This is a genomic window from Massilia sp. 01N417, assembly GCF_056399645.1.
In genome coordinates this window covers 29,615-54,008 of sequence record NZ_JBFTRS010000031.1, presented here as the reverse complement: position 1 = coordinate 54,008, position 24,394 = coordinate 29,615, and the positions used below count along the sequence as shown (strand labels likewise).

13 protein-coding genes are annotated in these 24,394 nt (G+C 65.7%); 5 read left to right on the top strand and 8 right to left on the bottom strand.

The genetic code is table 11. The features are described 5' to 3' along the window. Positions 1-39: 39 nt before the first annotated feature. The 4 genes from AC1DOQ_RS24950 to AC1DOQ_RS24935 all read right to left on the bottom strand — a co-directional run bounded on the left by AC1DOQ_RS24950 (position 40) and on the right by AC1DOQ_RS24935 (position 6,400). Positions 40-1,035: a T6SS immunity protein Tli4 family protein gene (locus AC1DOQ_RS24950; RefSeq protein WP_477370441.1), complete on the bottom strand. Its 996-nt coding sequence runs from the start codon at positions 1,033-1,035 to the stop codon at positions 40-42. After that, the gene (locus AC1DOQ_RS24945; RefSeq protein ID WP_477370438.1) at positions 1,032-2,747 is read right to left on the bottom strand and encodes an esterase/lipase family protein; all 1,716 of its coding nucleotides are present in this window, start codon (positions 2,745-2,747) and stop codon (positions 1,032-1,034) included. The genes AC1DOQ_RS24950 and AC1DOQ_RS24945 overlap by 4 nt, the downstream gene beginning before the upstream one ends. Positions 2,748-2,762: 15 nt before the next feature. Next, positions 2,763-5,702 carry a type VI secretion system Vgr family protein gene (locus AC1DOQ_RS24940; protein ID WP_477370435.1) on the bottom strand — a complete coding sequence of 980 codons (2,940 nt, stop codon included), beginning with the start codon at positions 5,700-5,702 and terminating at the stop codon, positions 2,763-2,765. A gap of 131 nt (positions 5,703-5,833) precedes the next feature. Then, on the bottom strand, positions 5,834-6,400 hold the full coding sequence (locus AC1DOQ_RS24935; protein WP_477370432.1) for a lysozyme family protein: 567 nt from the start codon (positions 6,398-6,400) through the stop codon (positions 5,834-5,836). Positions 6,401-6,608: 208 nt separating this feature from the next. Here AC1DOQ_RS24935 and AC1DOQ_RS24930 point away from each other — a divergent pair, with 208 nt between their 5' ends. Beyond that, positions 6,609-7,634, top strand: coding sequence for a 5'-nucleotidase (locus AC1DOQ_RS24930; protein ID WP_477370430.1), 1,026 nt, complete (start codon positions 6,609-6,611; stop codon positions 7,632-7,634). Here the strand turns inward: AC1DOQ_RS24930 and pbpC are convergent. Beyond that, on the bottom strand, positions 7,529-9,727 hold the full coding sequence (gene pbpC / locus AC1DOQ_RS24925; RefSeq protein WP_477370514.1) for a penicillin-binding protein 1C: 2,199 nt from the start codon (positions 9,725-9,727) through the stop codon (positions 7,529-7,531). The two genes, AC1DOQ_RS24930 and pbpC, sit on opposite strands and share 106 nt — an antisense overlap. Then, positions 9,727-15,471: an alpha-2-macroglobulin family protein gene (locus AC1DOQ_RS24920; protein ID WP_477370427.1), complete on the bottom strand. Its 5,745-nt coding sequence runs from the start codon at positions 15,469-15,471 to the stop codon at positions 9,727-9,729. The genes pbpC and AC1DOQ_RS24920 overlap by 1 nt, the downstream gene beginning before the upstream one ends. Positions 15,472-15,651: 180 nt before the next feature. Here AC1DOQ_RS24920 and AC1DOQ_RS24915 point away from each other — a divergent pair, with 180 nt between their 5' ends. The 4 genes from AC1DOQ_RS24915 to AC1DOQ_RS24900 all read left to right on the top strand — a co-directional run bounded on the left by AC1DOQ_RS24915 (position 15,652) and on the right by AC1DOQ_RS24900 (position 19,652). Then, entirely contained in the window at positions 15,652-17,052 is a 1,401-nt protein-coding gene (locus tag AC1DOQ_RS24915) for an L-cystine transporter (protein WP_477370424.1), read from the top strand. 206 nt (positions 17,053-17,258) lie between these two features. Continuing rightward, positions 17,259-18,023: a histidine phosphatase family protein gene (locus tag AC1DOQ_RS24910; RefSeq protein WP_477370421.1), complete on the top strand. Its 765-nt coding sequence runs from the start codon at positions 17,259-17,261 to the stop codon at positions 18,021-18,023. A 13-nt stretch (positions 18,024-18,036) separates the two neighbouring features. Further along, positions 18,037-19,008 (top strand): NAD(P)H-hydrate dehydratase, encoded by a 972-nt coding sequence (locus AC1DOQ_RS24905; protein WP_477370418.1) that lies wholly within the window; start codon positions 18,037-18,039, stop codon positions 19,006-19,008. Positions 19,009-19,247: 239 nt separating this feature from the next. Then, entirely contained in the window at positions 19,248-19,652 is a 405-nt protein-coding gene (locus AC1DOQ_RS24900) for a hypothetical protein (protein WP_477370415.1), read from the top strand. Positions 19,653-19,817: 165 nt separating this feature from the next. Here the strand turns inward: AC1DOQ_RS24900 and AC1DOQ_RS24895 are convergent, their stop codons facing one another. Further along, positions 19,818-23,018, bottom strand: a complete 3,201-nt coding sequence (locus AC1DOQ_RS24895; protein ID WP_477370412.1) for an efflux RND transporter permease subunit — start codon at positions 23,016-23,018, stop codon at positions 19,818-19,820. Between the two features lie 12 nt (positions 23,019-23,030). Continuing rightward, positions 23,031-24,206, bottom strand: coding sequence for an efflux RND transporter periplasmic adaptor subunit (locus tag AC1DOQ_RS24890; protein ID WP_477370409.1), 1,176 nt, complete (start codon positions 24,204-24,206; stop codon positions 23,031-23,033). Positions 24,207-24,394: the final 188 nt, after the last annotated feature.

Below are 24,394 nucleotides of genomic sequence, written 5' to 3'. Positions count from 1 at the left end.
CCTTTTTGTTTTTCGCTTCAAAGCTGCAAAGCTTATTCGTTATGTTCCAGTCGAGCGAATAGACTCAACAACCGCGTCCCAAAGTTGCAACGCTTCCTCATCGGAAATCAGCGTTTTCGTTGGCGTTCCATCATCTAGAGATTTTGCGGTGTTAAAAGTAATACTGATGCTCGGCTTCACTCGACTCGGTTTTGAACGCATAGTCTCCAACGCAAACTTCAGCGTTCTCTCATCTGAGTCATCGCTAAGCCTTGCCCACCCTAACCATTCTTGGGCCTGCATACCTGCAACCAGGCGCTCTCGAGCCCTCAACACTTTATGCTTCACATCGAATACGGCTAAGAGGGAATCGGGGCGCGACGTCCGTTCAATTAGAGTAGTCTCTTCATCAACTGCGTAGGTATCAACGTCAACTTCAAAATCTGCTCCTTGGTTGTCTCGAAACCAAAACCTGCCGCGTTCCGCTTCGAAATTCCCTACAATATCAACGGCGCCTAAGCAAAACCCTTCACTGCGCCCATCTTGACTTGCTTTAATCCTCGTCGTAAATTTAATAAGACTTTCTTCTGCTTGTAAGTATTGATTTTGGTAAGAATCCAATCTTACGGTCACCATAATTCCTTTAAGCAGTAAATTTATTTCACTTACATATGCATCTTCAATTTCTTGAAGACGCAGTAAGGCTACCCGATCAGATAACTGTTTGTCCAAGCGTAAAACATTAACTCTATCATTACCTCCCCGCGTCATCTCCACCCGACGATTTTGGATCTCAGAAATAAATTTTTGTTGCGTGAAATTGCCTGCGCGAACAATCACCTCAAATGCCGGATCATGCGACCTCAGCCCGGCGGCTCGAAATGTTCCAGTCGTAATCGGTGACTCTTGAAATTTTTGAGGCATTGAAATTAGATGTCTACCTACACAATGCATGATCATGGCCTCATGCTTTAGCATATTTACCACCTCATCTTTTTCGGTCTTGCAGCCATCTAATACAAGAATTAAAATCAACCCCAAAATAATCTCTCTCATGAAAGATCAGCCATGGCTGCCAGCTTAGTAAGTGCGTAATAGGTAATCTGCTGAGCTAACGGGTAATCTCGATAAGCAGGCTCATGCGAAATCTTTGGCAACTCAAATTGCTGCAATATACTTCTCCCTCCATCCTCCCGTGGAGCTTTCCCGGATTTCGCTGGCACAGTTCCATCTCCCGCACTATCGTGGGGGCCGCAATGGATTTCCCAGCAACTTGTCTCCGAAATTAGAGCAACTGAAGCATCACCTCGACCAGTGGTTCTAAGAACAGGTGCTCCACCAACGTAGAGTTTGTTCGATCCATCGGTTCTAACATCATGATTACGCAAATTCAGAACATCCAAAGAGGATGGGATGGAGGCAGAGCTTGAGGGGGCGATTCCAGCCTTTAACTTCCATATCACTTTTGAAAAGCTAGATTTTTTATCGCCACCGCCGTAAAAAACGTAAGTGTTATGATGGTAATGCGTTGAGAGCATTCTGTGAAACTCCCTTGCGGCAAGAATGTTTTTTGAGAAGTTCTGCCAACTAATCGGCATTCCTTCATCAGGACTGAGCCACTCTTCTCTAATCAAGCTCCACCATTGCCCTTTCTTCAGATAGATCTCTTCATAAGGATCGGCAGAAGGTAAAGACATTAAAGGCTTGCCTGCAGAATCAAGAACCTGTAACCAATTGGCTCCGTAATTTTCCGATGGAAGTAACTGCAAGGCGCCAGGTGATTGTGCGAAGACAGCAGTAACTTCTCTCCCGCTGGATCCTATAACAAGCCCTGCAATTAAGTCCTCGTCTCTCATTCCCACTTTACAGCGTCTATAGGCGACTGCTGCACCTGTAGCTGGCATCACGCCGTGCACGATTCCAATTATTTTTTGCGCCATACCCGTAAGCTGACTACAAGCTCGCGCCACCAAGCCTCCCATTGAGTGTGTGATCAGAATAAATTGGTTACATTTGACCGCACCAATATTATTTTCTACTATAATTTTTTCGATGCGATCCTTTAACTGCTCCGCAGCAATACTATTAGATGCCAACCAATTGTAGCCGAAGGCGTATATTGGGAAGCTAAACTTGGATCGTTTAAGAAGCTCATCAGTCTTTATCGATTCAACTGCATGAACTCCCTCCGCAAATGAAGGCATATCTCTCATTTTCACCGACAATCCGGCAGGCAATGTCCGTATAATTTTTTGACCGGAGGTCAAAGTCGCTCCAGACTCTATTGAGAAATCATCCCAAGCTGCAGGATTGCGCTCGCCATTCATTTTACGTTCCAACCACAGCAAGAATTTATGATAGCTTGCTTCTGAAATCTCCCCCCATCCCTTTCTAATATACTCCTGCTTCACGCCTCTATTCCCATCCTTATCTTTTGGAACGCCTCCTCCTCGATATACTTTAGTTCTTCCTGGATGAAGCACTATTTGCCGGGCTCCGGCTTTCCTCGTTGCCCAATCCCATGCGAGTCCGGCTGGCACGTTACCGACACTATTCAAGAGCCACACTGGTTGGTTTCGCATATCACAAAGATTCGACCCCATTATGCCTGGCACAAAAATTATCGGTATTGCACGTGAAGGAGGCAGCGACAACCTTACTGGATCAACAAGTTTCGAATCTGTGAGCCGCCACTCGGCTTGGAGCTTTTTATTCCCTCCGCCTTTTAGCTCCGCGAAACGTTGATTTTGCTTTGAAACATATTCCATTTAGCACCTCTCAGATTATTTAACGATGCGGCTCAATACAGTTATTATTAATTTCTCGGGCGCAAAAGCTTGCTGCAACGGGATCATCCCTTCGGCATCTGTAACTCCTTCAATAATTCCACCGTCTTCTTTCGAAATTGAATATCTAACGTTTGCCAGTGGGTCGCCGGCGGGATCGGTAAGCTGAAATTTTTCATCAAATTGAAGAGTCCCGCGTGGAAGCCTGGGCAAATCGGAACCAATCATTGCCGGACCTGCGAAGCTCTTCATCCCCGCATGCACCGCAATCTTCCCCGGACACTGCACGGTAATATTTCCACCCTCGATCGTGATATTCGCCCCACCCGCCGTCGACAAACTGATCCGCTTGGGCGCCGCCCAGTCGATATGCGCATTGGCACTGATCACATTGACTTCATCCCGCGCCTGCACGCGAAGTTCATCGCCCTGCGCCTGAACATCGATTGCCTCTTTCGCCGCAAGCATTTGCAGGCCAAGCCCGCCCTCTCCGGCCTTTACTGCACCACCCAGCACGCCGATCGCCTGGCCGCTATGCACCCGCATTTGCCCGCCAGTGACGAACTGCGTATCCAGCCCACTCATCACTGTGACGGTCTCGCCATTGGCCAGTTGCAGACTCTGTCCGGCATTCGCCCCGAAACCATCCCTGGCAGATACGGCGATGATCGGATCGGCCATGTGTGGCAGCTTTTCGCCGGCGCCGGCGAGGTCGGCCATCGCCGATACCGATGCATGCATGGCCTTCAATGGCGGCGCCTTCTCGTCCAGCACGCTCGCGTTGGCGCTGGCGGCGCCAAGATGCGCCGCCAGCCCGACGGTCAGATGCGTCGACGCAGCCGTACTGAACGATTCGACCAGTGAAACGGCCTCCTGGAGCAAGCCAGCGCCTGCGGCGTTTTCGCCCGCAGGATCGCGGACGGCAGCGGCATGCGCGATCTCGTAGCTGGAGACCAGCAAGCCGCTGCCCGCGCGCACGGCGCCGTAATGGTCGGTGCGCAGCTCGGCACCCAGGCCCCGGAAGCTGCCCCGGTAGTTGTCGGCAACGTGGATCAGATGCCCCAGATTCAGTTCCGAAGCAGCGTAGGTGCACCTGAGCTGGAGGCGGCCCTGGGCGTCGGTATCGTCGAACAGCAGCTGGTTGTAGCCATGGCCGCCGAACTCCTTGCTGCGCACGCCCCACTGCGCGCCGGCGTTGCGGTGGCCGCCGCTGTCGGCCGATGCGCCATGCCACACGGGACTGTGTCCACCTGCCAGGTTCCCCTGCCCCGAGGCACGGCGGTCATGGGCGGCGGCAAAGCACGAGGTGCCGCTGTCGGAGGTCACCTGCCCACCCGGCGTCGGCACGATTCCGCCCTCGCCTCGCCCGTTGTACAGTGCGCCGACGACGATCGGCCGGTCGATATCGTTCTCGATGAACTGCACCAGCACTTCCTGGCCGATGCGCGGCAGGAACTGGCTGCCCATGCCGCCGCCAGCCGAACGCTGGGCGACGCGCACCCAGCAGGACGCCTCTCCACTCATTTGCCCACTTTCCTGCCAATGAAAGCGGATGCGCACGCGGCCCAGGCGGTCGCAGTACAGTTCATCGGCGCCGCTCGGGCTGTCGCCGCCGTCCGCGCCGACCACAGTGGCGCTCTGGGCACCGAAGGCGGTCGGCTTACGAAGCGCAGGATCGTCGTCGATCAGTAAGCGCGGGCGCCACGGCAGTTCGGCCGGGATCGCCGTGAACTGGTTGCCATAGCCGGACTTGACGGCGCGTTCGACCACCAGCACCTGGTCGCCGGACAGCCGCGTGCCCGTGAGCTCTTCCAGCAGCGCGGGAATCGGTCCGAACAGCTCTGCCAGCGCCTGCGTGGCCGGCGGCGGCAAGTTGTTGACCCCGACACTCCACACACGCAAGACCGTGAACGCCGCCGCCTTGCCGAGCTCACGGCGCGGCGCACCGGCCACCGTCATCCTGGCGCCGGCGCGCAGCGTGCGGACCGTCGAGCGGCCCCGCCACAGCTGTCCGCGCGCTTCCCGCGCCTGCATGCGCAGGTCGGCGTCGCGACGGGCCTGGGCGCGGTCGGCGTAGGCGTACTGGCCCGGCACCTCATAGGCTTCGAGCTCCGGCAGGCTGCGCCCGTAGCGGACAAACGAAGGCGCGCTGCCGGTGACGCTCTGCCCGGCCTTGTAATCGCTGCTCAGCACCGTGACCAGGGACGCGTGCAGGCACCGCCGCGATTCCAGTGCCTGCACCGTATCCGATGTCTCGACGGCGCCGGCGCCATGGAAGCGGATGACGCCATCCTGTGCGCTGCTGGGGTCTTCGGGGACCGCGCAGGGCTGGGTACTGTCCGCGAAGATCACCAGCTCGGTATCATCCAGGCGCCAGCTCAGGCCCTCCTCGGCCAGCAGTCTGCGCAGGAAATCGAGATCGGACTCGCGGTACTGGCAGCAGTAGCTGCGCGGGCTGACGTCGGCGATGAAGGCACTGGTGTCCTCGCTCCAGCGCCACTTCGCCAGCGGCAGCCAGGCTTCGAACACGTCGTCGACGATCTCGATGACGGATTTGTCTTGCCACACGCGGCTGTTGCGGACCTGGCCGAGGCGCCACAGCCAGGGCGAGATGCGGATGCGGTAGCGGGCGAAGCCGCCGTCGCTGCCCAGCATCGCGGCTTCGCTGATCTCGCCGGTGAAGCTGGTGCGGCTGCCGTCGGCCAGGCTCAGCGCCAGGCTGGCGGAGTGGCCGAGCATGGAGGCCGGGCCGAGATGCGCACTGGTCGACAGGGCGATCACGTCGCGCACGCCGACGTCGTCGATCGCGTCCTCGGCTGCGAAGGCTTCGACCAGCAAGACGTCTGCGGCCCCGTCGATGCTCAGCTCGAGCAGCCGGGTCGTGCCCGAGAATGCCGCCAGCGCGGTGCCGAGCTGTTCCGTCAGGGCCTTGATCATGACCGCACACGCTCCTATCGACTGATTGGCGTTGCCAAGATACAGTAGATAAGGAGCAATTTCTTGCGCAAGCTCATAGCCTGACGCAGCGTGAGCATCGTACGTAACATGCACCCGCGCCGCGTAAAGCGTTAGCTCTCGAGCGCCCGCAGCGCCTCGATCCCCTCCGGATCCACCTTCAACTTTTCCGCAGCAAGCCGGATCTTCCGGAAATAGATCCCGTTCCTGACACCCCGATAATCCTTGTAGGCTTCCGCAATCGGGTCGGCCTTTCCCTCCCGGCGCGCCCTGTCGATCAGGGCCTGCAGGTAGCGCGTGCCGGCGCGGATATTGCTCGCCTCGTCGATGAAGGCCGGGCTGGCGTGGAAGGCGTCCGCCTCCCGGTACAGCTCGGCCTCGGGGCGGCGCTCGCCCGGCGGCTTGCGCAGGTTGTCGAGCCGGTACAGTTCGCGGTTCGCCACCTTCAGCAGCTGCATCAGGCCACGCGCGCTGCTGCCCCTGGCCTGGGCGGCCTGGTCGAAGCGGGATTCCATGTAGATCTGGGAGACGATCATGTCGGTGCCGAGGCTGGACTCGTTGTTCGCTTCGACCAGCGCCCGGATCGCGCGCAGCCGCGCCAGCAGCGCTTCCTGCGACGGGACGTCGCCATTGCCCGCGGACGAGCCCCGCTCCACTTCCGGCACTGCCTGCTTGTCCATGTCCGTCTCCTTGCATGACCGGCAGTCCCATCGTCACGCCAACGGGACCGACCCGGCTTGCGTTTGCTCAGCCACATGCAATGGGGGTACGAGCCATCGTCCATTGCTCGACCTCAACCGAGCCGGAGATTCTCATCGATTCGTTTCCCAAAGGAACCGTGGTGTCGGGTAAGATCGATCGGTATCGCCACTCAACCATTCAGCCGCCATGCCCCTCGACCTTTCAGACACCCTCGTCGTCGGCATTTCCGCCACCGCCCTGTTCGACCTGGCCGAAGCGGATGCCGTCTACAAAGCCAAACACGCGAAAAATCCCCAGAGCGCGCTCGAGGAATACCGCGCCTACATGCTGGAACGCGAGAACGAACCGCTGCGCGACGGCACCGGCATGCCGCTGGTGCGCGCCCTGCTCGGCCTGAACCGCTTCGCGCAGTCCGAATCGCGGCCACTGGTCGAGGTGGTGGTCATGTCGCGCAACAGTCCCGAGACCGGGGTCCGGGTCTTCAACAACATCCGCTCGCGCGGACTGCCGATCTCGCGCCACGCCTTCACCGGCGGGCAGTCGGTGGTCGATTACCTGGACGCCTTCGCGGTCGACCTGTTCCTGACCACGAATGTCGAAGACGCCCAGCGCATCATCGATGCCCAGGCCTGCGCCGCCGCCGTGCTCAAGCCGCCGCCGCACGCCAGCGAGGCGCCGCTCGAGGACCAGGTGCGGATCGCCTTCGACGGCGACGCCGTGCTGTTCGACGATTCCAGTGAGCTGGTCTACAAGACCGAAGGCCTGGGCCGCTTCCACACGGTCGAGGACGAAAAGCAGAACGAGCCGATGAACGATGGGCCGTATGCGATCCTGCTGCGCAAGCTGGCCAAGCTGCAGGAGCGCCTGCCCTTCGGCGCGGATGCATCCCCGGTGCGCATCGCCATCGTCACCGCGCGCAGCGCGCCGGCCGAGATGCGGGTCATCAATACCTTGCGCCACTGGGGGGTCTACGTGAACGAGATCTTCTTCCTGGGCGGCGTGCCGAAGTCGAAAGTGGTGAAGGCCTTCCGCGCCCACATCTTCTTCGACGACCAGGACCTGCACCTCGATCCCGCCGCCAAGCACGTGCCGTCCGGCCGCGTACCCTACCGCTCGGACTCGCCGCTGTTTTCGCCGCTGGCCGCGCCGTTCGACTCTACTGAGCTGGCCGACGAGCCGCCGCTGCTGGTCGAGAAGCTCGAGACCAGCTGAGCACCGCCGCGCACCTCGAAACGGGCGCTCGACAAGGTGCGCCCGTCCCGCCCCACCAGCTTCAGTTCATGCTTGCCCGGCACCGGCGCCCAGCCGGCTTCCAGCTCGGCCGCGCTCACTTCCTTACCGTCCAGTACCCAGCCCAGTCCGCCCTCGCCCTGGGCCTCGAAATGCACCCGCTGCAGACGTTCGGGGATGTCGGGGTCGAGCGCGATCAGGCTGGAATCGGCCGGATACACGATCTTCGGCTGGCGCTGCGAGGGCGCCAGCAGCTCCACCGATGCGGTCTCGGTACCGCGCACGAACCACTCGCTGCGCGGCGCTTCCACCGCCGGCGTGAAGGCGACGGTCTGGCGCACCACGCCCGACGGCGGCGCCGGGGCGCGGCCCGGCCGGTCGCGGTGCAGGTAGTCCATCACATCGCGCCACACCGGCGCCGCGCCGGAGACGCCGGACACGTCCCACATCGGGCTGCCGTCGAAATTGCCGACCCAGACCCCGACCGTGTAGCGGTCGGTGAAACCCACGCACCAGTTGTCGCGCATGTCCTTGCTGGTGCCGGTCTTCACCGCGCTCCAGAAGCTGGTGGCCAGCTCGTTGCGCAGGCCGAAGGTGACGCTGCGCGCGCCGCGGTCGGACAGGATGTCGGCGACGATGAAGGCGCCCCGCTCGTCCAGCACGCGGCGCTTCTTCTCCGGTGCACGGGCCTTGAGCGTGACGCTGCCCTGCAGGCCGCCGTTGGCGAGCGTGCGGTAGGCGTTGCCGAGGTCGAGCAGGCTGACGTCGGCGGAGCCCAGCGCCAGCGAATAGCCGTAGAAATCGGCCGCCTCCGTCAGGCTGGCGATGCCGACTTCACGCAGCCGTTCATGGAAGCGTTCCAGTCCCGTCAGCATCAGGGTGCGCACCGCCGGGATGTTCAGCGAGCCGGCCAGGCTGGTGCGCACGCTCGCCACCTCGTGGTAGCGGCGGTCGTAGTTCTGCGGTACGTAAAGGCCGCCGACGGTCGGGATGTCGACCGGGGTATCGTCCAGCAGCGACGCTGCATGCAGCACGCCGCGTTCGATCGCCAGCTCGTACAGAAAGGGTTTCAGGGTCGACCCGGCCTGGCGCAGGGCGGCCACGCCGTCGACCTCCTTGCTGCCCGCGTTGGCGACATAGGCGAGGATCTCGCCACTGGCGTTGTCCAGCACGAGCACGGCGCCGTCGCCGACGTTGCGCTCCGCCAGTTCGGCCAGGTGGCGGCGCAAGGTCGCGGCGGCGAAGCGCTGCAGCTTCGCATCCAGGGTGCTGCGGACCGCGCGCCGGCCGCTGCCGTCCAGCAGCTGGCGCGCGACCTGGGCCGGCGGCTGCTGGAAGGCCGCGCCCGGGCGGCTCAGGGCCACCTCGACCTGCCACTCGATGGTGGCGCAGCTCGACGCCGCCTTCAGTTCCGCCGCTAGCGCGCAGGCGCGGCGCGCGACTTCGCGGCCGGGGGCGCCCGGCGCGCGCAGCAGGCTGGCCAGGATCGCCGATTCGCCGGTGTCCAGGCTGGAGGGCGCCTTGCCGAACAGGCCGCGCGAGGCCGCGCCGGCGCCCTGCAGCTCGCCGCGAAAACTGGCCAGGTTCAGGTAGGCCTCCAGGATCTGCTGCTTGCTCCAGCCGGCCTCCAGCTCGCGCGCGGCAAGGGCCTGGTCCCACTTCTGGCTCCAGCTGCGGCCGGCCGCGCGGGCCGCCAGTCCCGGGTCGAGCAGGCCGGCCAGCTGCATCGTGATGGTGGAAGCCCCGCGCAGGCGCGATGGGCCGCCGCGCCCGACCCGCAACAGGTTGTCCCAGGCCGCCTGGCCGACCGCCTTGAAGTCGATGCCGCCGTGCTCCATGAAGCGCTGGTCCTCGGCCTGCATCACCGCGCGGCCCAGGCTGGGCGAGATGTCGGCCAGCGCCACCCAGGGCTGGCGCCGCGCCGCCATGTCGATGCGTACGCTTTCCAGCGGCTCGCCGTGGCGGTCCAGCAGCTGGGCGTCCGAGGGCTTCCAGGCGGCCTTCACCTGTTCCGGCGTCGGCACCGCGGCCGCAGCCGGTACGGCGATCGCCAGGGCCAGCAGCAAGGCACGCATCACGGCCCCACCACTACCCCGGCATTCGGCAGTTCGCCGAACATCTCCGGGTTGTACAGGGCCTCGACCCGCGTCACCGGCATCGCGAAGCGGCCCTCGTTATTCAGGCGCACCGTGTACTCGACGCTGAAGCTGCCCTTGGGGACGAACTCGTAGTAGGAACGGAAGGCGGCCTGGGTGCGTTCCTGGAAGGCCGGAAAGTTCCAGCCGCGGAAGCGCTCGCCGGAGGTGGCAATCTGGCTGTCGCGGCCGAGTCCCGTGCCGAGGATGCTGGCGCCGGCCGGGATCGGATCGTCGACCACCACCCAGGTCATGTCGGCCTGGGCCTCGACGTCGATGCGCACGCGGTAGACGTCGCCGCGCGACCACTGGCCCCTGGTCTTCTGTTCCACTGGCGTGACGCTGCGCACGATCCGGTAGCCCGAGGACAGCGGCGCCTCGAGCGGCACCGCGGCCAGGCTGCGCACGGTCGCCCATGGCTTGCCGCTGCCGAGCTGGCGCAGCTTCAGGGCCGCCTGCCCTTCCGGCCAGGCCTGCAGCACCGTCGACGGCACCGTGCCGGTCCAGGACGCGGCGCCCAGCGTCAGCTGCGCCATGCCGCTCACCGGCTCGGCCTCGTACTTGCGCGAGAAAGCATCCAGCGCCACCGCGCCCCAGGCGTTGGCGGTGGTGGTGTTCCAGCGTCCCTGCTTCTGGCGGCCCAGCGCGCCGCGCGCCAGGCGGCCGATGTCGGCCTGCCAGAACGGGTCGCCGGTGGCGGCCAGCAGCAGGCGGTTGGCGTTGGCGTCGGCGGAGGCCATCAGCCACCACCAGTCGTCGCGCCGCTCGGTCGAGAAACCGAGGGTCGTGCCCTGCAGGTTCAGGCGCGCGCGCAGCACCTGGCGCGCCTGCGCGAGCTGCTGCTCGCGCTGCGGCAGGTCGCGGGTGCGGGTGAGCACCTGGTACCAGTCCAGCACGGCGGAGGTCGGCCACTGGTTCGGTTCGAGCGTGATCGATTCCAGCATCGCCGGCTTCACCAGCCCGCTCCTCGACAACGCCTCCAGCGCGGCCAGCTTGCGCACCGTGAGTTCGCCGCTGGCCAGGTAGGGTGGACGGCCGATCCTGCCGTCGACGAAGGCGCCGAGTCCCGCTTCCATGCGCTGCTTCAGGTCTTCGGGAATCGCGTAGCCGGCTTCGGCGGTCAGGGACAGCACATAGGCCGTCAGGATGTCGCTGCCCTCGTTCATCGGCGCGAAATACTTGACCAGGCCATCCGCATCCAGGTGGGCCGGCAAGGTCGCCACCGTGGCTTCCCACATGGCCTTGTCGCGCAGCGCCACCGAGCGCGAGGTGCGCTGCTCGAAGCAGGTGTAGGGATAGGCGCGCATGTAGTCGCGCACGCCCGGCAGGTCGCCGCCCAGGCGCGCGCTCAGCATGGTCTCGATGCCGCCGCGTCCCGGCAGCGCATCCGCCGGTCGCTGCACCGGCAGGATCTTCTCGCCGCCATCGAGCTGGAGCAGGGTCGCCTGCAGGGTGCGCACCGGCACCGCCACGCCCACCTGCTGGCGGATGCGGATGCGGTCCTGCGCTCCTTCCCCGCCGCTGGCGTCGACCTCCCACTGCAGGACCTTGGCGCCGGCCGGCACGCTCCAGTTCCAGCCCAGCTCGCGCGCCTCGCCCGGCGCCAAGCTCACGCTCAGGGGCGCCAGCGACTGGCCCTTGCCCGCATCCGCGCTCACGCTCGCCCCCAGGCGCACGGTCAGCTCGCGCTGCGAGGCATTGCGCACCGTGAAGCCGGCACGGAAGCTGTCGCCCTCGCGCACGCTCACCGGAAGACCGGACAGCAGCATCAGGTCCTGGGTGGTGCGGATGTCGGCCGAGCCGGTGCCGAACAGGCCCGCCCCGCCGCTGGCCACGGCGACGATGCGGAAGCTGCCCAGGGTGTCGTTGAGCGGCACCTGCACGCTCGCTTCACCGTTGGCGTCGACCACCACCTTGCCCTTCCACAGCAGCAGGGTCTCGAACAGTTCGCGGGTCGCGCTGCGCCCGCCGCCGCCGCCGTGCGGGAAGGCCTTGCGGCCGAAGTGGCGCTTGCCGATCACCTGCATCTGCGCGGTCGCCGTTTCGACCTGCAGGTTCCGCTCGCGCATCATGGTCTCGAGCAGGTTCCAGCTGGGGTTCGGCATCAGCTCCAGCAGGCCGGCATCGACCGCCGCCAGCGCCACCTCGGTCCCGGCGGGCAGCCTGCCGCCGCCGGGCGCCTCGACCTTCAGCGTCACCGTCGCCTGCTCGCGCACCTTGTAGACGCTGCGCTCCGGCGTCACCTTCACCTTCAGCTCGTGCGCCGCCCAGCCGACGCGCAGCGGCGCGTAACCGAGCTTGTAGGCCGGCTTGCCGAGATCGACCAGGGCGGTGGGCTGCACGCCGCCCACTCTTCCGCGCACCACCAGGGCCGACACGAAGACGTTCGGCGCATAACTGTCCTTGACCGGGATGCTGACCGACTGGTCGCGCCCGGACAGCTGGCGCACATAGGCGTCGAGGATGCCTTCGCGCTCCACCGTCACCAGCACGCTGGCCTTGCGGAAGGGGCTGCGTACCTGCAGGGCCGCGGTCTCGCCGGGTTCGTAGCGCTTCTTCGAGGGCAGCAGGTCGATGCGGTCATGGTCGCCGGCGGCAAACCATTGTTCCTCGGCGCCGCCGATCCTGATCTCGTGCCGGCTCGCCGCCACCCGTCCCTGGGCGTCAGTGGCGCGGGCGCGCAGGATCAGGTCGCCCTCGGCCGGCGCGCGCACCTCGCAGGCCAGCAGGCCCTGCGCATCGGTCGTGCCGCCGCAGGCCTCGCCCAGGCGCTTGATCTCGCTGCTGTGCTCATAGGCGTAGAAGCCGCCGACCAGGCGCCGGCGGTGCGAGGTGGTCCGGCGCACGAAGAAGTCGACGCCCACCGCCACGCCGGGCACCGGCTTGCCGGCGGCGTCCAGCACCACGGCCTGGAACTTGACCGCATCCCTGGTCTGCATCCAGCCGTTCGGCCGAATGCCGACCACGTAGGCCGAGGGCCACAGCGGCACCCGCGCCGCCACCGTCGAGGTCTCGCCGTTCGGGTCCTGGAAGGACAGCTCGGCCAGCAGGCTTTTCGGCTTGTCGAGCGGCGGCAGCCTGTCCACCGCGATGCGGGCGCCGCCGGCACGGTCCAGGGCCAGCGACTGGGTGCGCGCGGCTTCGAGCTGCCTGTCTCCCTCCTCGCTGCCGGCGTCCTCCTCGTCCTCGCCGCCGCCGCCCATCGCCACCACGCCTTCCTTGACGTCGCCGGCACCAAGGCTGAATTCCTCGTAGCCCGGGAACTGCACGCTGGTATCCTGCACCACGCTGCGCAGCTTGACCGGAGCCTGGGCCGCCGGACCGCCGGACAGGTAACTCACCTGGGCATCGAAGGTGACGGCCTGCGGCGCCACCTGGGCCTGGGCCGGCGCTTTCAGCACGGCCTTCATGGTCGGTACGCGAAACTGCTCGACGCGAAAGGAACCCGACACCTGGCCGCCCACCAGCACTTCGTACACGCCCAGCTTGGCGTCCTGCGGGATCTTCCACTCGCCCTGGGCGGCGCCGCCGGCATCCCAGTCGAGCGCGAATCCGGTCTTCTCGCCGCTGCCCTGGTGGACGATGAAGCCGCGGACCGGGCGCGCGGCCTTGTCGACGCCGAGTTCCTGGGTGCGCCAGTCCTGGTTCGAAGCCGGCGGCCTGTCATTCGCCTTGACCATGGCGAAGCCGGCGCTCGTGTGGCGGCGCAGGAAGTGCTTCATGTGCACGGTCTCGCCGGCGCGCAGCAGGCTGCGGTCGAAGACGGTGGCGGCGATGCGGCTGTCTTCGAAGCGGCTGCCGGTGGGCAGGTTGAAGCGCCAGTTCTCGATGCCCTCGTGCCAGTCCGACAGCGTGAAGGTGAAGTCCTCGCCGCTGCGCGCGCTGACGAAGTAGCCGTCCATGCCCTTGCAGCGCGATGCCGGCAGCTCCTTGCGGATGCGGGCGATGCCCTGCGCATCGCTGGTTCCGCTCCACAGCAGGCGCGCCGCGCAATCGCGCACCTCGACGCTGGCGCCGGCCACCGGCCTGCCCTTGTCGAGCGAGGTCACCCACACCAGCGAGGATTGCGCGCCCAGCTTGAAGTGGGCCGCCATGTTCGTGACCAGGGCGCTGCTGCGTACCCAGGCCGTGCGCCCTTTCGGATTCAGGGCCGTACCCAGGCGTGGGCTTTCCAGCTCCACCACATAAAAGCCGGGCTCGCGCAGCGGGATGCCGATGACCTCGAAGGCACGCCGTCCATTCGGCTTGGGCAGGGTGAAGCGCTGCAGGCTATCCGGCCGGGCCCCGGCGAACACCGAGGTCTCGAGCTGCTTGCCGGAGGGCTGGTCCGGCGTCCAGCCGGCGCCCGGCCGGGACAGCTTGCGCAGCCAGGCAATGACGTCCTGCTCGCGGCCGCCCTTCAGCTGCAGGGTGGCGCCGCTGCCGTGCAGCTTGCCCGCCAGCGTCGGCTCGACATTGCGCACCGTGACCGGCAGCATGCGGTCCCCTTTCGCTTCGAGGATGCCGAAGGGCGCCGCGAACTTCACCAGCGGCGGCGCGTCGCCGGTGCGGACCGGCAGCGGAAAGCGCCCACGGTTCACCAGCGGCCGGCCGGCATCGTCCTTCAGGCTGTCGGGGATGCGCAGGCTCAGGCGCGCCTGCTCCGGAAAGGGCCCGGGCAGGCTGACCATGTTGACCGTGCCGCCGCGCTCTTGGTCCTTGCCGAGGACGGCCGGATGGCGCTTGCCGTTCGCCTCTTCCAGGTAGATGCCGCGCGCATCGGCCACGGCGATCGGCGCGCTGAACTCCAGGCGCATCGGCAGGAAGGGAATGCACTGGGCGCGCGCGCTGACCCGATCGCAGCGCAGCCTGGCGCTGAAGTCGGGCCGGGTCTGGTAGGCCAGCATGTGGTCGGCGCTGGTGGCGGCGCCGTTGGCGGCGGCGATCCCCTTGCCCCAGACCAGGGCCACCTTGGTATCGGCCGGCAGGGTGCGCTGGCATTGCAGCACCAGCAGGCGATCGAGCTTGCCCGCGCGTTCGTCGGCGCGCAGCCGGGCCGGCGTATAGGGCTTGCCGCGCTCCTGTCCACCATCGGCATCACCATCGCCGCGCAGGGTGTTCTGGACCATCCAGCGGCTCGCCAGCAGCGCCTGTTCGCGCGCCTCGCCGCCCAGGATGCGTACGCCGATCTTCTCGGCGATGCCGTCGGCCTGGCACCAGGCGTGGCCGGTGACGGACGGCGCCGCGGCCGGGGCCGACAGCGCCAGCACGAAGGCCTGGTGCTCGTCGATCGCGCTGCTGCCGTCGTAGGGGATGGCTTGCAGGACGGCCGGCCCGCCGGTGGCGAGTACGAATTCGCGCCGGCCCGCCAGCGCCTGCCCTGCCAGGTCGCGCAGGTCGGCGCGCAGCTGGAAGCGGCAGCGCACGGCGCCGGGCAGGTCGCGTTCGAAGTCGTAGGCCCAGGTGCGGTCGTCGACCCAGCGTCCCTTGCCGGGCACCGGACAGTCGACTTCGAAAGGCGCCGCCGCGCGCAAGTCGCCGAAGGGCACCATGGGAACGGAAAAGCGCGCCGTGACCTGGCGCACCTGGCTGACCGTCCCTTCCGGCGAAAACATCTCGATGCCGGGCGGCGCCGTCTGCGCCAGCGCGGCGGTGGCAGGCCACCAGCACAGCAACCCCAGGTACAGCCCCCTCAGCAAGCTCATGCCGCGCATCTCTTTCCTCCAGTCCGAAGCCAGCCGATCTTGCCATAAAGGCTAACACTGTCAACAACATTTACAACCGTAAAAAAGACAGCCTATGCACGCTATGCATGAATGCCTATAAAATGCGTCTGTTATATTTCCTGTACGCATATACGACGACAGGCACCCACCGGAACCACCATGCACATCCAATTGATCCTGAACCTGGCCATTGCCCTCGCCGTCTGCGCCCTGCTGTTCTTCATGCAGCAGCGCCATGTCTCCTTCACCAAGCGGGTGTTCACCGGCCTCGGCCTCGGCATCGTGCTGGGCGCGGGCTTCCAGGCCGTGTACGGGCTCGGTTCACCGGTCATCGCCGATACCGATGCCTGGCTCGACGTGCTCGGTACCGGCTACGTCAAGCTGCTGCAGATGATCATCATCCCGCTGATCATGGTCTCCATCATCCAGGCCATCCTGAAGCTGCGCGACGCCTCCTCGCTCGGCAAGATCAGCGCGCTGACGATCGGCACCCTGATGATCACCACCGCCATCGCCGCCGGCATCGGCATCCTGATGGCCAAGCTGTTCGGCCTGTCCGCGGTCGGCCTGACTTCGAGCGCGGCCGAAGTCGCGCGCGGCGCTTACCTCGAAGGCAAGCTGGCCACCGCCCAGCAGCTGTCGGTGCCGAACACCATCCTCTCCTTCCTGCCGGAGAATCCCTTCCTCGACATGACCGGCGCGCGCAAGACCTCGACCATCGCCGTGGTGCTGTTCTCGATCTTCATCGGCGTATCAAGCACCGGCATCGCCGGCAAGAAGCCGGACGTGTTCGAGTCCTTCAGCCACTTCGTGCACGTCGCCCACGTGATCGTGATGCGCATGGTGACCCTGGTGCTGCGCCTGACGCCGTTCGGCGTGTTCGCCCTGATCACCCAGGTGCTGGCCAGCTCCAGCCTGCAGGACATCCTCAACCTGATCGGCTTCGTGATGGCCTCGTACAGCGCGCTGATCCTGATGTTCTGCGTGCATCTGTTGATCGTCAGCGGTGTCGGCCTGAACCCGGTGCGCTACGTGAAGAAGATCTTCCCGGTGCTGGCCTTCGCCTTCACCTCGCGCACCTCGGCCGGCAGCATCCCGATGAGCGTGCAGACCCAGACCGCGCGCCTCGGCACGCCCGAGGGCATCGCCAACTTCGCCGCCTCCTTCGGCTCGATGATGGGCCAGAACGGCTGCGCCGGCATCTACCCGGCCATGCTGGCGGTGATGATCGCGCCGACCGTCGGCATCGACCCGTTCACGAGCGGCTTCCTGCTGCCGCTGATCGGCATCGTCACCATCGGCTCGGTGGGCGTGGCCGGGGTCGGCGGCGGCGCCACCTTCGCCGCCCTGATCGTGCTGTCGGCGATGAACCTGCCGGTGGCGCTGGCCGGCCTCTTGATTTCGATCGAGCCGCTGATCGACATGGGCCGCACCGCCCTCAACGTGAGCGGCTCCATCACGGCCGGCACCCTGGCCAGCCGCGTGCTCGGCCAGACCGACATGCGCGTCTTCAACAGCGACGCCGCGGTCAACCTCGACGGCGACGAACAGGTCGCCTGACCCGCCTCCCGCGCGCGCCGGCCGGCCGCCGGCGCGCGCCATCCCGGCTTTCCTGAAGCAAGAACGTTTTCCTGGCGCGCACTTGTCGACAGTAAACCTGCTGTCGACAGGCCTTTGCACGCGACGTTTTCGGGCGGAATCGTGCGCGAAGGTGCCGACGAATCCGTCTATGATGCCCACATGTCAAAATCACAAATAGGTTGGTGATGGACCAAAAGTGGCCTCAGGAAATCTGGCTGGTCAGGCACGGACAGAGCGCGGGCAACGTCGCACGCGATGCCGCCGAAGCCGCGGCCGGACTGCATATCGATATCGCCGAGCGCGATGTCGACGTGCCGCTCTCCGCGCTCGGCCGGCGCCAGTCGGAAGCGCTGGGCGCCTGGTTCGCGGCCCTGCCCCCGCACCAGCAGCCCAACGTCGTGCTGCACTCGCCCTATGTGCGCGCGGTGCAGACGGCCGCCCTCCTGATGCAGCGCCTGAACCGCGACGAACTGCTCGCGGTGCACGCCGACGAACGCCTGCGCGAAAAGGAATTCGGCATCCTCGACCGCCTGACCGTGCTCGGCATCAAGGAGCAATATCCCGACCTGTACGAACAGCGCCGCCACGTCGGCAAGTTCTATTTCCGTCCGCCCGGCGGCGAGAGCTGGTGCGACGTCATCCTGCGCCTGCGCAGCGTGCTCGACACCCTCACCCGCGAATACTGCCGCGAGCGCGTGCTGATCGTCGGCCACCAGGTCATCGTCAACTGCTTCCGCTATCTGCTGGAACGCATGGACGAAGCCGCCATCCTCGAACAGGACCGCGCCGGCGACGTGCCGAACTGCTCGGTCACCTCCTATTCCTTCGACCCGTCGCTGGGCAAGCGCGGCAAGCTCGCCGTGCGGCTGGTCAATTTTGTCGCGCCGCTCGAAGCCACCGGAACCCCTGTCACCACCGGCAAGGATGTGCCGGCGGCGGCCAAGGCTTGAGGCGACCTCCACCATGACGCTGCATACCCATGCCCGGCCGCGCGACCTCGATCCAACCTTGCTGCGCAGCTGGCCGCTGCCGATCCCGTCTTCGGATGCCGACAAGGAGGAGCGCGGCCACGTGCTGATCCTCGGCGGCTCGCGCGAGATGCCGGGCGCCGTCATCCTTGCCGCCGTCGCCGCCCTGCGCGCCGGCGCCGGCAAGCTGACGGTCGCCACCGGCAACAGCGTGGCCCAGCTGGTCGCGCTGGCGATTCCCGAATCCCGGGTGCTGGGCCTGGCCGAGAACGAAGCCGGCGGCTTCACGGTCGAAGCCGTGGCCGCCCTCGATCCGCTGGCCGACCGCATCAACGCCATCCTGATCGGTCCCGGCATGCAGGACGAGGCCGCCACCGCGCGCCTGGTACACGCCCTGCTGCCGCGCCTGCAAGGCACGGAAACCAGCGTCATCCTCGACGCCGAGGCGATGGGCGCGATCCTGCATCCGCCGCACGGCGTCAACCCGCCTTTCCGCTTCGACGTTCCCGTGCTGGTGACGCCGCATGCGGGCGAGATGGCGCACCTGACCGGCATCCCGAAGGAAAGAATCGCCGACGGCGACGACCGGCTGGCCCTGGAGATGGCGCTGCGCTGGAACGCGGTGGTCACGCTGAAGGGTGCGCGTACGGTGATCGCCACGCCGCAGGGCGAGCGCTGGCAGCACGAAGGCGGCAACGCCGGGCTCGGCACCTCGGGCTCGGGCGACGTCCTGGCCGGCATCATCGCCGGACTGGCGGCGCGCGGCGCCGAGCTCGCCCAGGCGGCGGGCTGGGGCGTGGTCCTGCATGCGCGCGCCGGCGACCGCCTCGCGGCGCGCCTCGGCAGGCTCGGTTATCTGGCGCGGGAACTGGCGGACGAAGTCCCCGCGCTGCTCGAACAAGCCGCCGGCGATGCTGCCGACGCGGCATCACGGCCATCCGGCAGTTTCGCCGGGGGGAAGGGTTGAACGCTGATGGTTCGGCTCTTATCTGAAAGAAGTGTGCAATTCGGCGCATCGGCAGAACCATGCGGGGAAGCCGGAGTCGAATTCGTACACCACAAGGGGCCGCGTCTTGCGTCGGTTCCCTGATGGTTCCCTGACGGGATGAAAAGTTCTGCTGGAAACCAAAATGGCGTCGTCGATCCTCCAGCGCCTCACCCTGGAGACGGCGGCAAAAAAGTAGACGTGAACGAGGAGTAAAACAAATGAAAGCTCTTAGCAACGCATCGAAGATTCTGTTTGCCGCAGCCCTGATGGCAAGCCTGGCGGCTTGCAAGAAAAACGACACCACCAGCACGACCGGTACCGGCGACACGTCGGCCACCGCGCCGAGCAGCACCTCGGGTACCAGCGGCACCGGTAGTACCGGCGCAGCGGGCACCACCGGCGCAGGCAGCACCGGCACCTCCGGCACCGGCACCACCGGCGCCACCGGCACCATGGGCGATACCGGCACTGGCGCAACCGGCACCGGCACCACCGGTACCGGCACCACGCCGCCGGTCGACAGCACCGGAACCGGCACCGGCACCGGCGCAACCGGCACGGGCACCACGGGCACCGGCACCTCCGGCACCGGCACGACCGGCACCGGCACCAGCGGCCACTGATCAGCCACTGAGCAGCCACTCATCAGCTACTGAGCGGCCGGCAAGCGGTGGAGGCAAGGCGGCGCCAGTACCTGCCGTCCGCCGGACACGACGAAAAAAAGGCCTGCGCGAGCAGGCCTTTTGCATTGAAGCAGGACACTTGCGCCGGCGAACCGGCGCAGCGGATCAGGCAGTCACCGGACCGCGGCGGCCGGTCGCGAAGCGTCCCGCCTTGACGATCATGCGGAACACGAAGCGCACCAGCACGATGGTCAGGATCGCTTCGACGAAGGTCATCACGAAGGCCGGCAGCGCCGTGAAGCGCACCACGCGGCGGTGGAACTTGGCGGACATGCGGTCGCGGGCAATCTCGATGCTGTCGTAGAAGGTCGGCACGACCAGCAGGGTCAGCATCGTCGAGGTGATGGTGCCGCCGATGATCGAGATCGCCAGCGGCTGGTAGAACTCGCCCGAGTCGCCCAGGGCCAGCGCCACCGGCAGCATGCCGGCGATCAGCGCGAAGGTGGTCATCAGGATCGGACGCAGGCGGGCGCGGCCGGCAGCCATCAGGGCTTCTTCGCGGTCCATGCCTTCGGCTTCGCGGGAACGCGCCGCATCCAGCAGCAGGATCGCGTTCTTGGCCACCAGGCCCATCAGCATGATGATGCCGATGAAGCTCATCATGTTCAGGGTGCCGCCGGTCAGGATCAGCGCCAGCACCACGCCGATCAGCGACAGCGGCAGCGACATCATCACGCCCAGCGGCGCGGTGAAGGAGCCGAATTGCATCACCAGGATCAGGTACATCAGGCCGATGCCGGAGATCAGGCCGATGCCCAGGTTGGTGAACACCTCGTTCATGATCTTGCTCTGGCCGCCCACCGCCAGGCCGTAGCCCGGCGGGAAGTCCATCGTCTTGGCCAGCTTCATCGCATCCTGCATCACTTCGCCGTTCGAGCGGCCCTGGGCGTTGGCGGTGACGGTGACCACGCGTTTGCCGTCGCGGTGCGAGATCGAGGCCGGGCCCTTGCCCATCGTGATCTTCGCGATCTGGTCGAGCGGCACCATCATGTTGGTGCCGGCCACCGGGATCGGCAGGCGCTCGATGTTGTCGGTACCGACGCGGTCGCTCGGGTGCAGGCGCACCGCCACGTCGCGGCTCTGGCCGGTCGGGTCGACCCAGTCGCCGACCTCGATGCCGGCGAAGGCCACGCGCAGCGCGCTGGCGGCGTCGCCCACCGAGATGCCCATCGAGTTGGCCAGGCCGCGGTCCATCTCGATCTGCAGCTCGTCCTTCGGATCCTGCTGGGACAGGGTGACGTCGACCGCACCCGGCACCTGGCGCAGCTTCTCCATGTAGCGCGAGGTCAGTTCCATCAGCTTGCGCGAGTCGGGACCGGTGAAGTCGAGCGACACCGGCTTGCCGTTGCCGGACAGGTCGTCCATCACGACATACTCGGCGCCCACCAGGCGGCTGATCTTCTCGCGCAGGGCGGTCGCGACCTCGGAGGCGGTGCGCTTGCGTTCGCGGCGCTTGCCGATGTCGACATAGATCGAGCCGCCGTTCACGTTGATCGAGCTGTTGGTGTCCTTGGCTTCCGGCAGGGTGCGGGCGATCGCGGCCGCCTCCTCCATCTTCAGGCGGGCATATTCGACCGACGACGAGGCCGGGGTGCGGACTTCGATCTTGATCTGGCCCTGGTCCATCTTGGGCTGGAAGGCCACGCCGCCCTTCCACATGTGCAGGCCGATGGCGGCCGCCAGCGACAGCAGCGCGATCACGGCCATCGAGCGGCGGTGATGCAGGGCCCAGGCGATGACGTTGCCGTAGCGGTCGGCCTGGTGGTCGAACCAGGTATTGAATTTCGCCAGGTATTTTTCCAGGCCGCGCTTCGGCGCATGGTGGTGGCCCGGCGGGTCGCCCCAGAAGGCCGACATCATCGGATCCAGGGTGAACGAGATCAGCAGCGACACGGCAACCGAGCAGGTCACGGTGAGGGCGAAGGGACGGAACCATTCGCCGGCGATGCCGCCCATGAAGGCGACCGGAATGAACACGGCCATGATCGAGAAGGTGGTCGAGGCCACGGCCATGCCGATCTCGGCGGTGCCGTTCAGGGCCGCGGTACGGCGGTCCTCGCCGTTCTCCATGTGCCGCACAATGTTTTCCCGCACCACGATCGCATCGTCGATCAGCACGCCGATCGCCAGCGACAGTCCGAGCAGGGTCATGAAGTTGAGCGTGAAGCCGCACAGCCAGACCGCGATGAAGGCCGCCAGCACCGAGGTCGGCAGCGACAGCGCGGTGATCAGGGTCGAGCGCCACGAGTTCAGGAAGGCGTACACCACGAAGATGGTCAGCACGGCGCCGAACACCAGCGACTCGATCACGTTGTTCAGGCTGTCCTGGGCCGACTTGCCGCCGTCCCAGGTCACGTCCAGCTTGGTGCCGGGCGGCAGCTCCTTCTGCACCTCTTCGATCATCGCGTTGACCTTCTTGGCGATGGTCACGGTGGACGCTTCGCGGGAGCGCACGATGTAGATGCCGACGTCCGGCTTGCCGCTGCGGACCGACAGGGTGTCGACGTCGGCGAAGCCGTCCTTGATGTCGGCCACCTGGTTCAGGCGCACCACGGTATCGCCGTTGCGCTTGACCACGACCTGCGAGAAGTCTTCGGGACGGTCGATGCGGCCGACCAGGCGGATGCCTTTCTCGTCCAGCGGACCGCGCACCTTGCCGACCGGCGCGTTGGTGTTCTGGCGCCCCAGCGCATTGGTGACATCCGTCACCGAAACATTGAATTCACGCAGTTTTTGCGCGTGCAGCAGCACCGACAGCTCGCGCTTGAGCGAACCGCCGACCTGCACGTCGGCCACGCCGTCGATGCCGCGGAAGCGGTCGGCCAGCACGTCCTCGGCCAGGCGCGACAGTTCGGCATGGCTCTGGGTGGTCGACGTCAGCGACAGGTTCATGATCGGCTGGGCCGAGGGATCGACCCGGCGCAGCACCGGCTCGCGCATCTCGATCGGCAGCTTGTAGCGCACCGCGGCGATCGCGTTGCGGACGTCGTCCGCCGCCTCGATCAGGTTACGCTTGAAGTCGAATTGCAGCACGATGGTGGCGCTGCCCTCGTTGGCATAGGCGCGCGCTTCGGTCACGCCGCTGACGGCCTGCATCTGCTTCTCGAGGCGGTTGACGATCTCGCGTTCGCTGGTCTCGGGCGACGCGCCCGGATACGGGACGGTCACGACCAGGATCGGGATCTGCACGTCCGGCTCGTTGTTCACGCGCAGCTTGGACAGGGCGTACAGGCCCATGGCCATCATCGCGATGATGAGCACGATCGTGGCGACCGGCTTCTTGACGCTGAAATTGGAAAGGAACATGGAGGCTTATCCTTATTGTTTCCCTTGGGCCTGGCCGTTGCCGGCGCTGGCAAGCGCCTGCGCCCTGGCGGCCGCCAGCTCGATCTTCTGGCCGTCCTTCAGGCTGGCGTTCGGGTGGCGCAGCACGGCATCGCCGGCCGCCAGGCCGCCCTTGATCTCGAAATTGCCGGTGCGCGGATCGCGCGCGCCCACCGTCAGGTCGGCCCTGGCCAGGGCATTGCCCTTGAGCTTCCAGGCATAGGTCTTGTCGCCGGCCTTGACCATCGCCGATTCCGGCAGGGTCAGGGCGTCGCTCACTTCGGCGTCGACGCGGCCTTCGGCGTACAGGCCGGCCACGCTCGGCTGCTTGCCGCCGTTGAAGCCGACCAGCACCTCGACCTGGCGGGTGACGTCGTTGGCGGCCGGGTCGATGCGCTTGACGATGCCGCTGAACTGTTGCTCGCCATAGCCGTTGACGTGGAACATGACCGGCTGGCCGACCTTCACGGCGGCGATCTTGTCGGCCGAGACGCGGCCTTCGAAGCGCATCGAGGTCGGGTCGATGACCTTCAGCAGTTCCTTGCCGATGGCGGCGGTGTCGCCGGCCGACACCTTGCGGTCGGACACGATGCCGTCGAAGGGGGCGCGGACCACCGTGCGGCCGACCTGCTGGCGCGCCGTCGCCACGCGCGCACGCGCGGCCGAGACTTCGCTCTGGGCGGTATTGCGACGCACTTCGGCATCGTCCAGGGCCTGGGCCGAGGTCATGCCGGAGGCGCGCAGGGTCTTCAGGCGGTCCAGTGCCCGGGTCGACTGCTCGAAAGCCTGGTCGGCCGCGCGCGCCGAGGCCTCGGCCGACATCAGGGTGTCGCGGATCGAAGTCTCGTCGAGCTTGACCAGCACGTCGCCGCGCTTGACCGGCTCGCCGTTTTCCTTCAGCACCTGCAGCACGACGGCCGAGACTTCGGCGCGCAGGTCGGCCTTGCGTTCCGGCTGGATCGAGCCGGTGATCACGGGTCCCGAAGCGAGCGCATTGCTCTGCACCGTCAGCACATCTTCCGGCGACACCAGCAGCTGCACGGCCTTGCCATCCTTCTTGGCATCGGCCTGCGCAGTCGCGGTTTCCGGTTTGGCGGGTTCCTTGGGACCTTTACCGCAGGCGGCGAGCGCCGAGGCGATGGCAAGGACGAGTAGGGTTTTGCGCAGCATTTCGTGGATCTCCCGGGTGGACTCGTACGCTGTAAATATAAGAATATGAAAAACCAGCGCGCAGTATCCGTGAGGCGGTTTGGGCCGTCAATCGAGGATCGGCAGAGCGTGGTTTTCGTGGGATGAACTGCGTATTCGTGCGACGAACTGCAGTTGGCAAGGATGAAATGCGTCCGGAAGTGGACAGT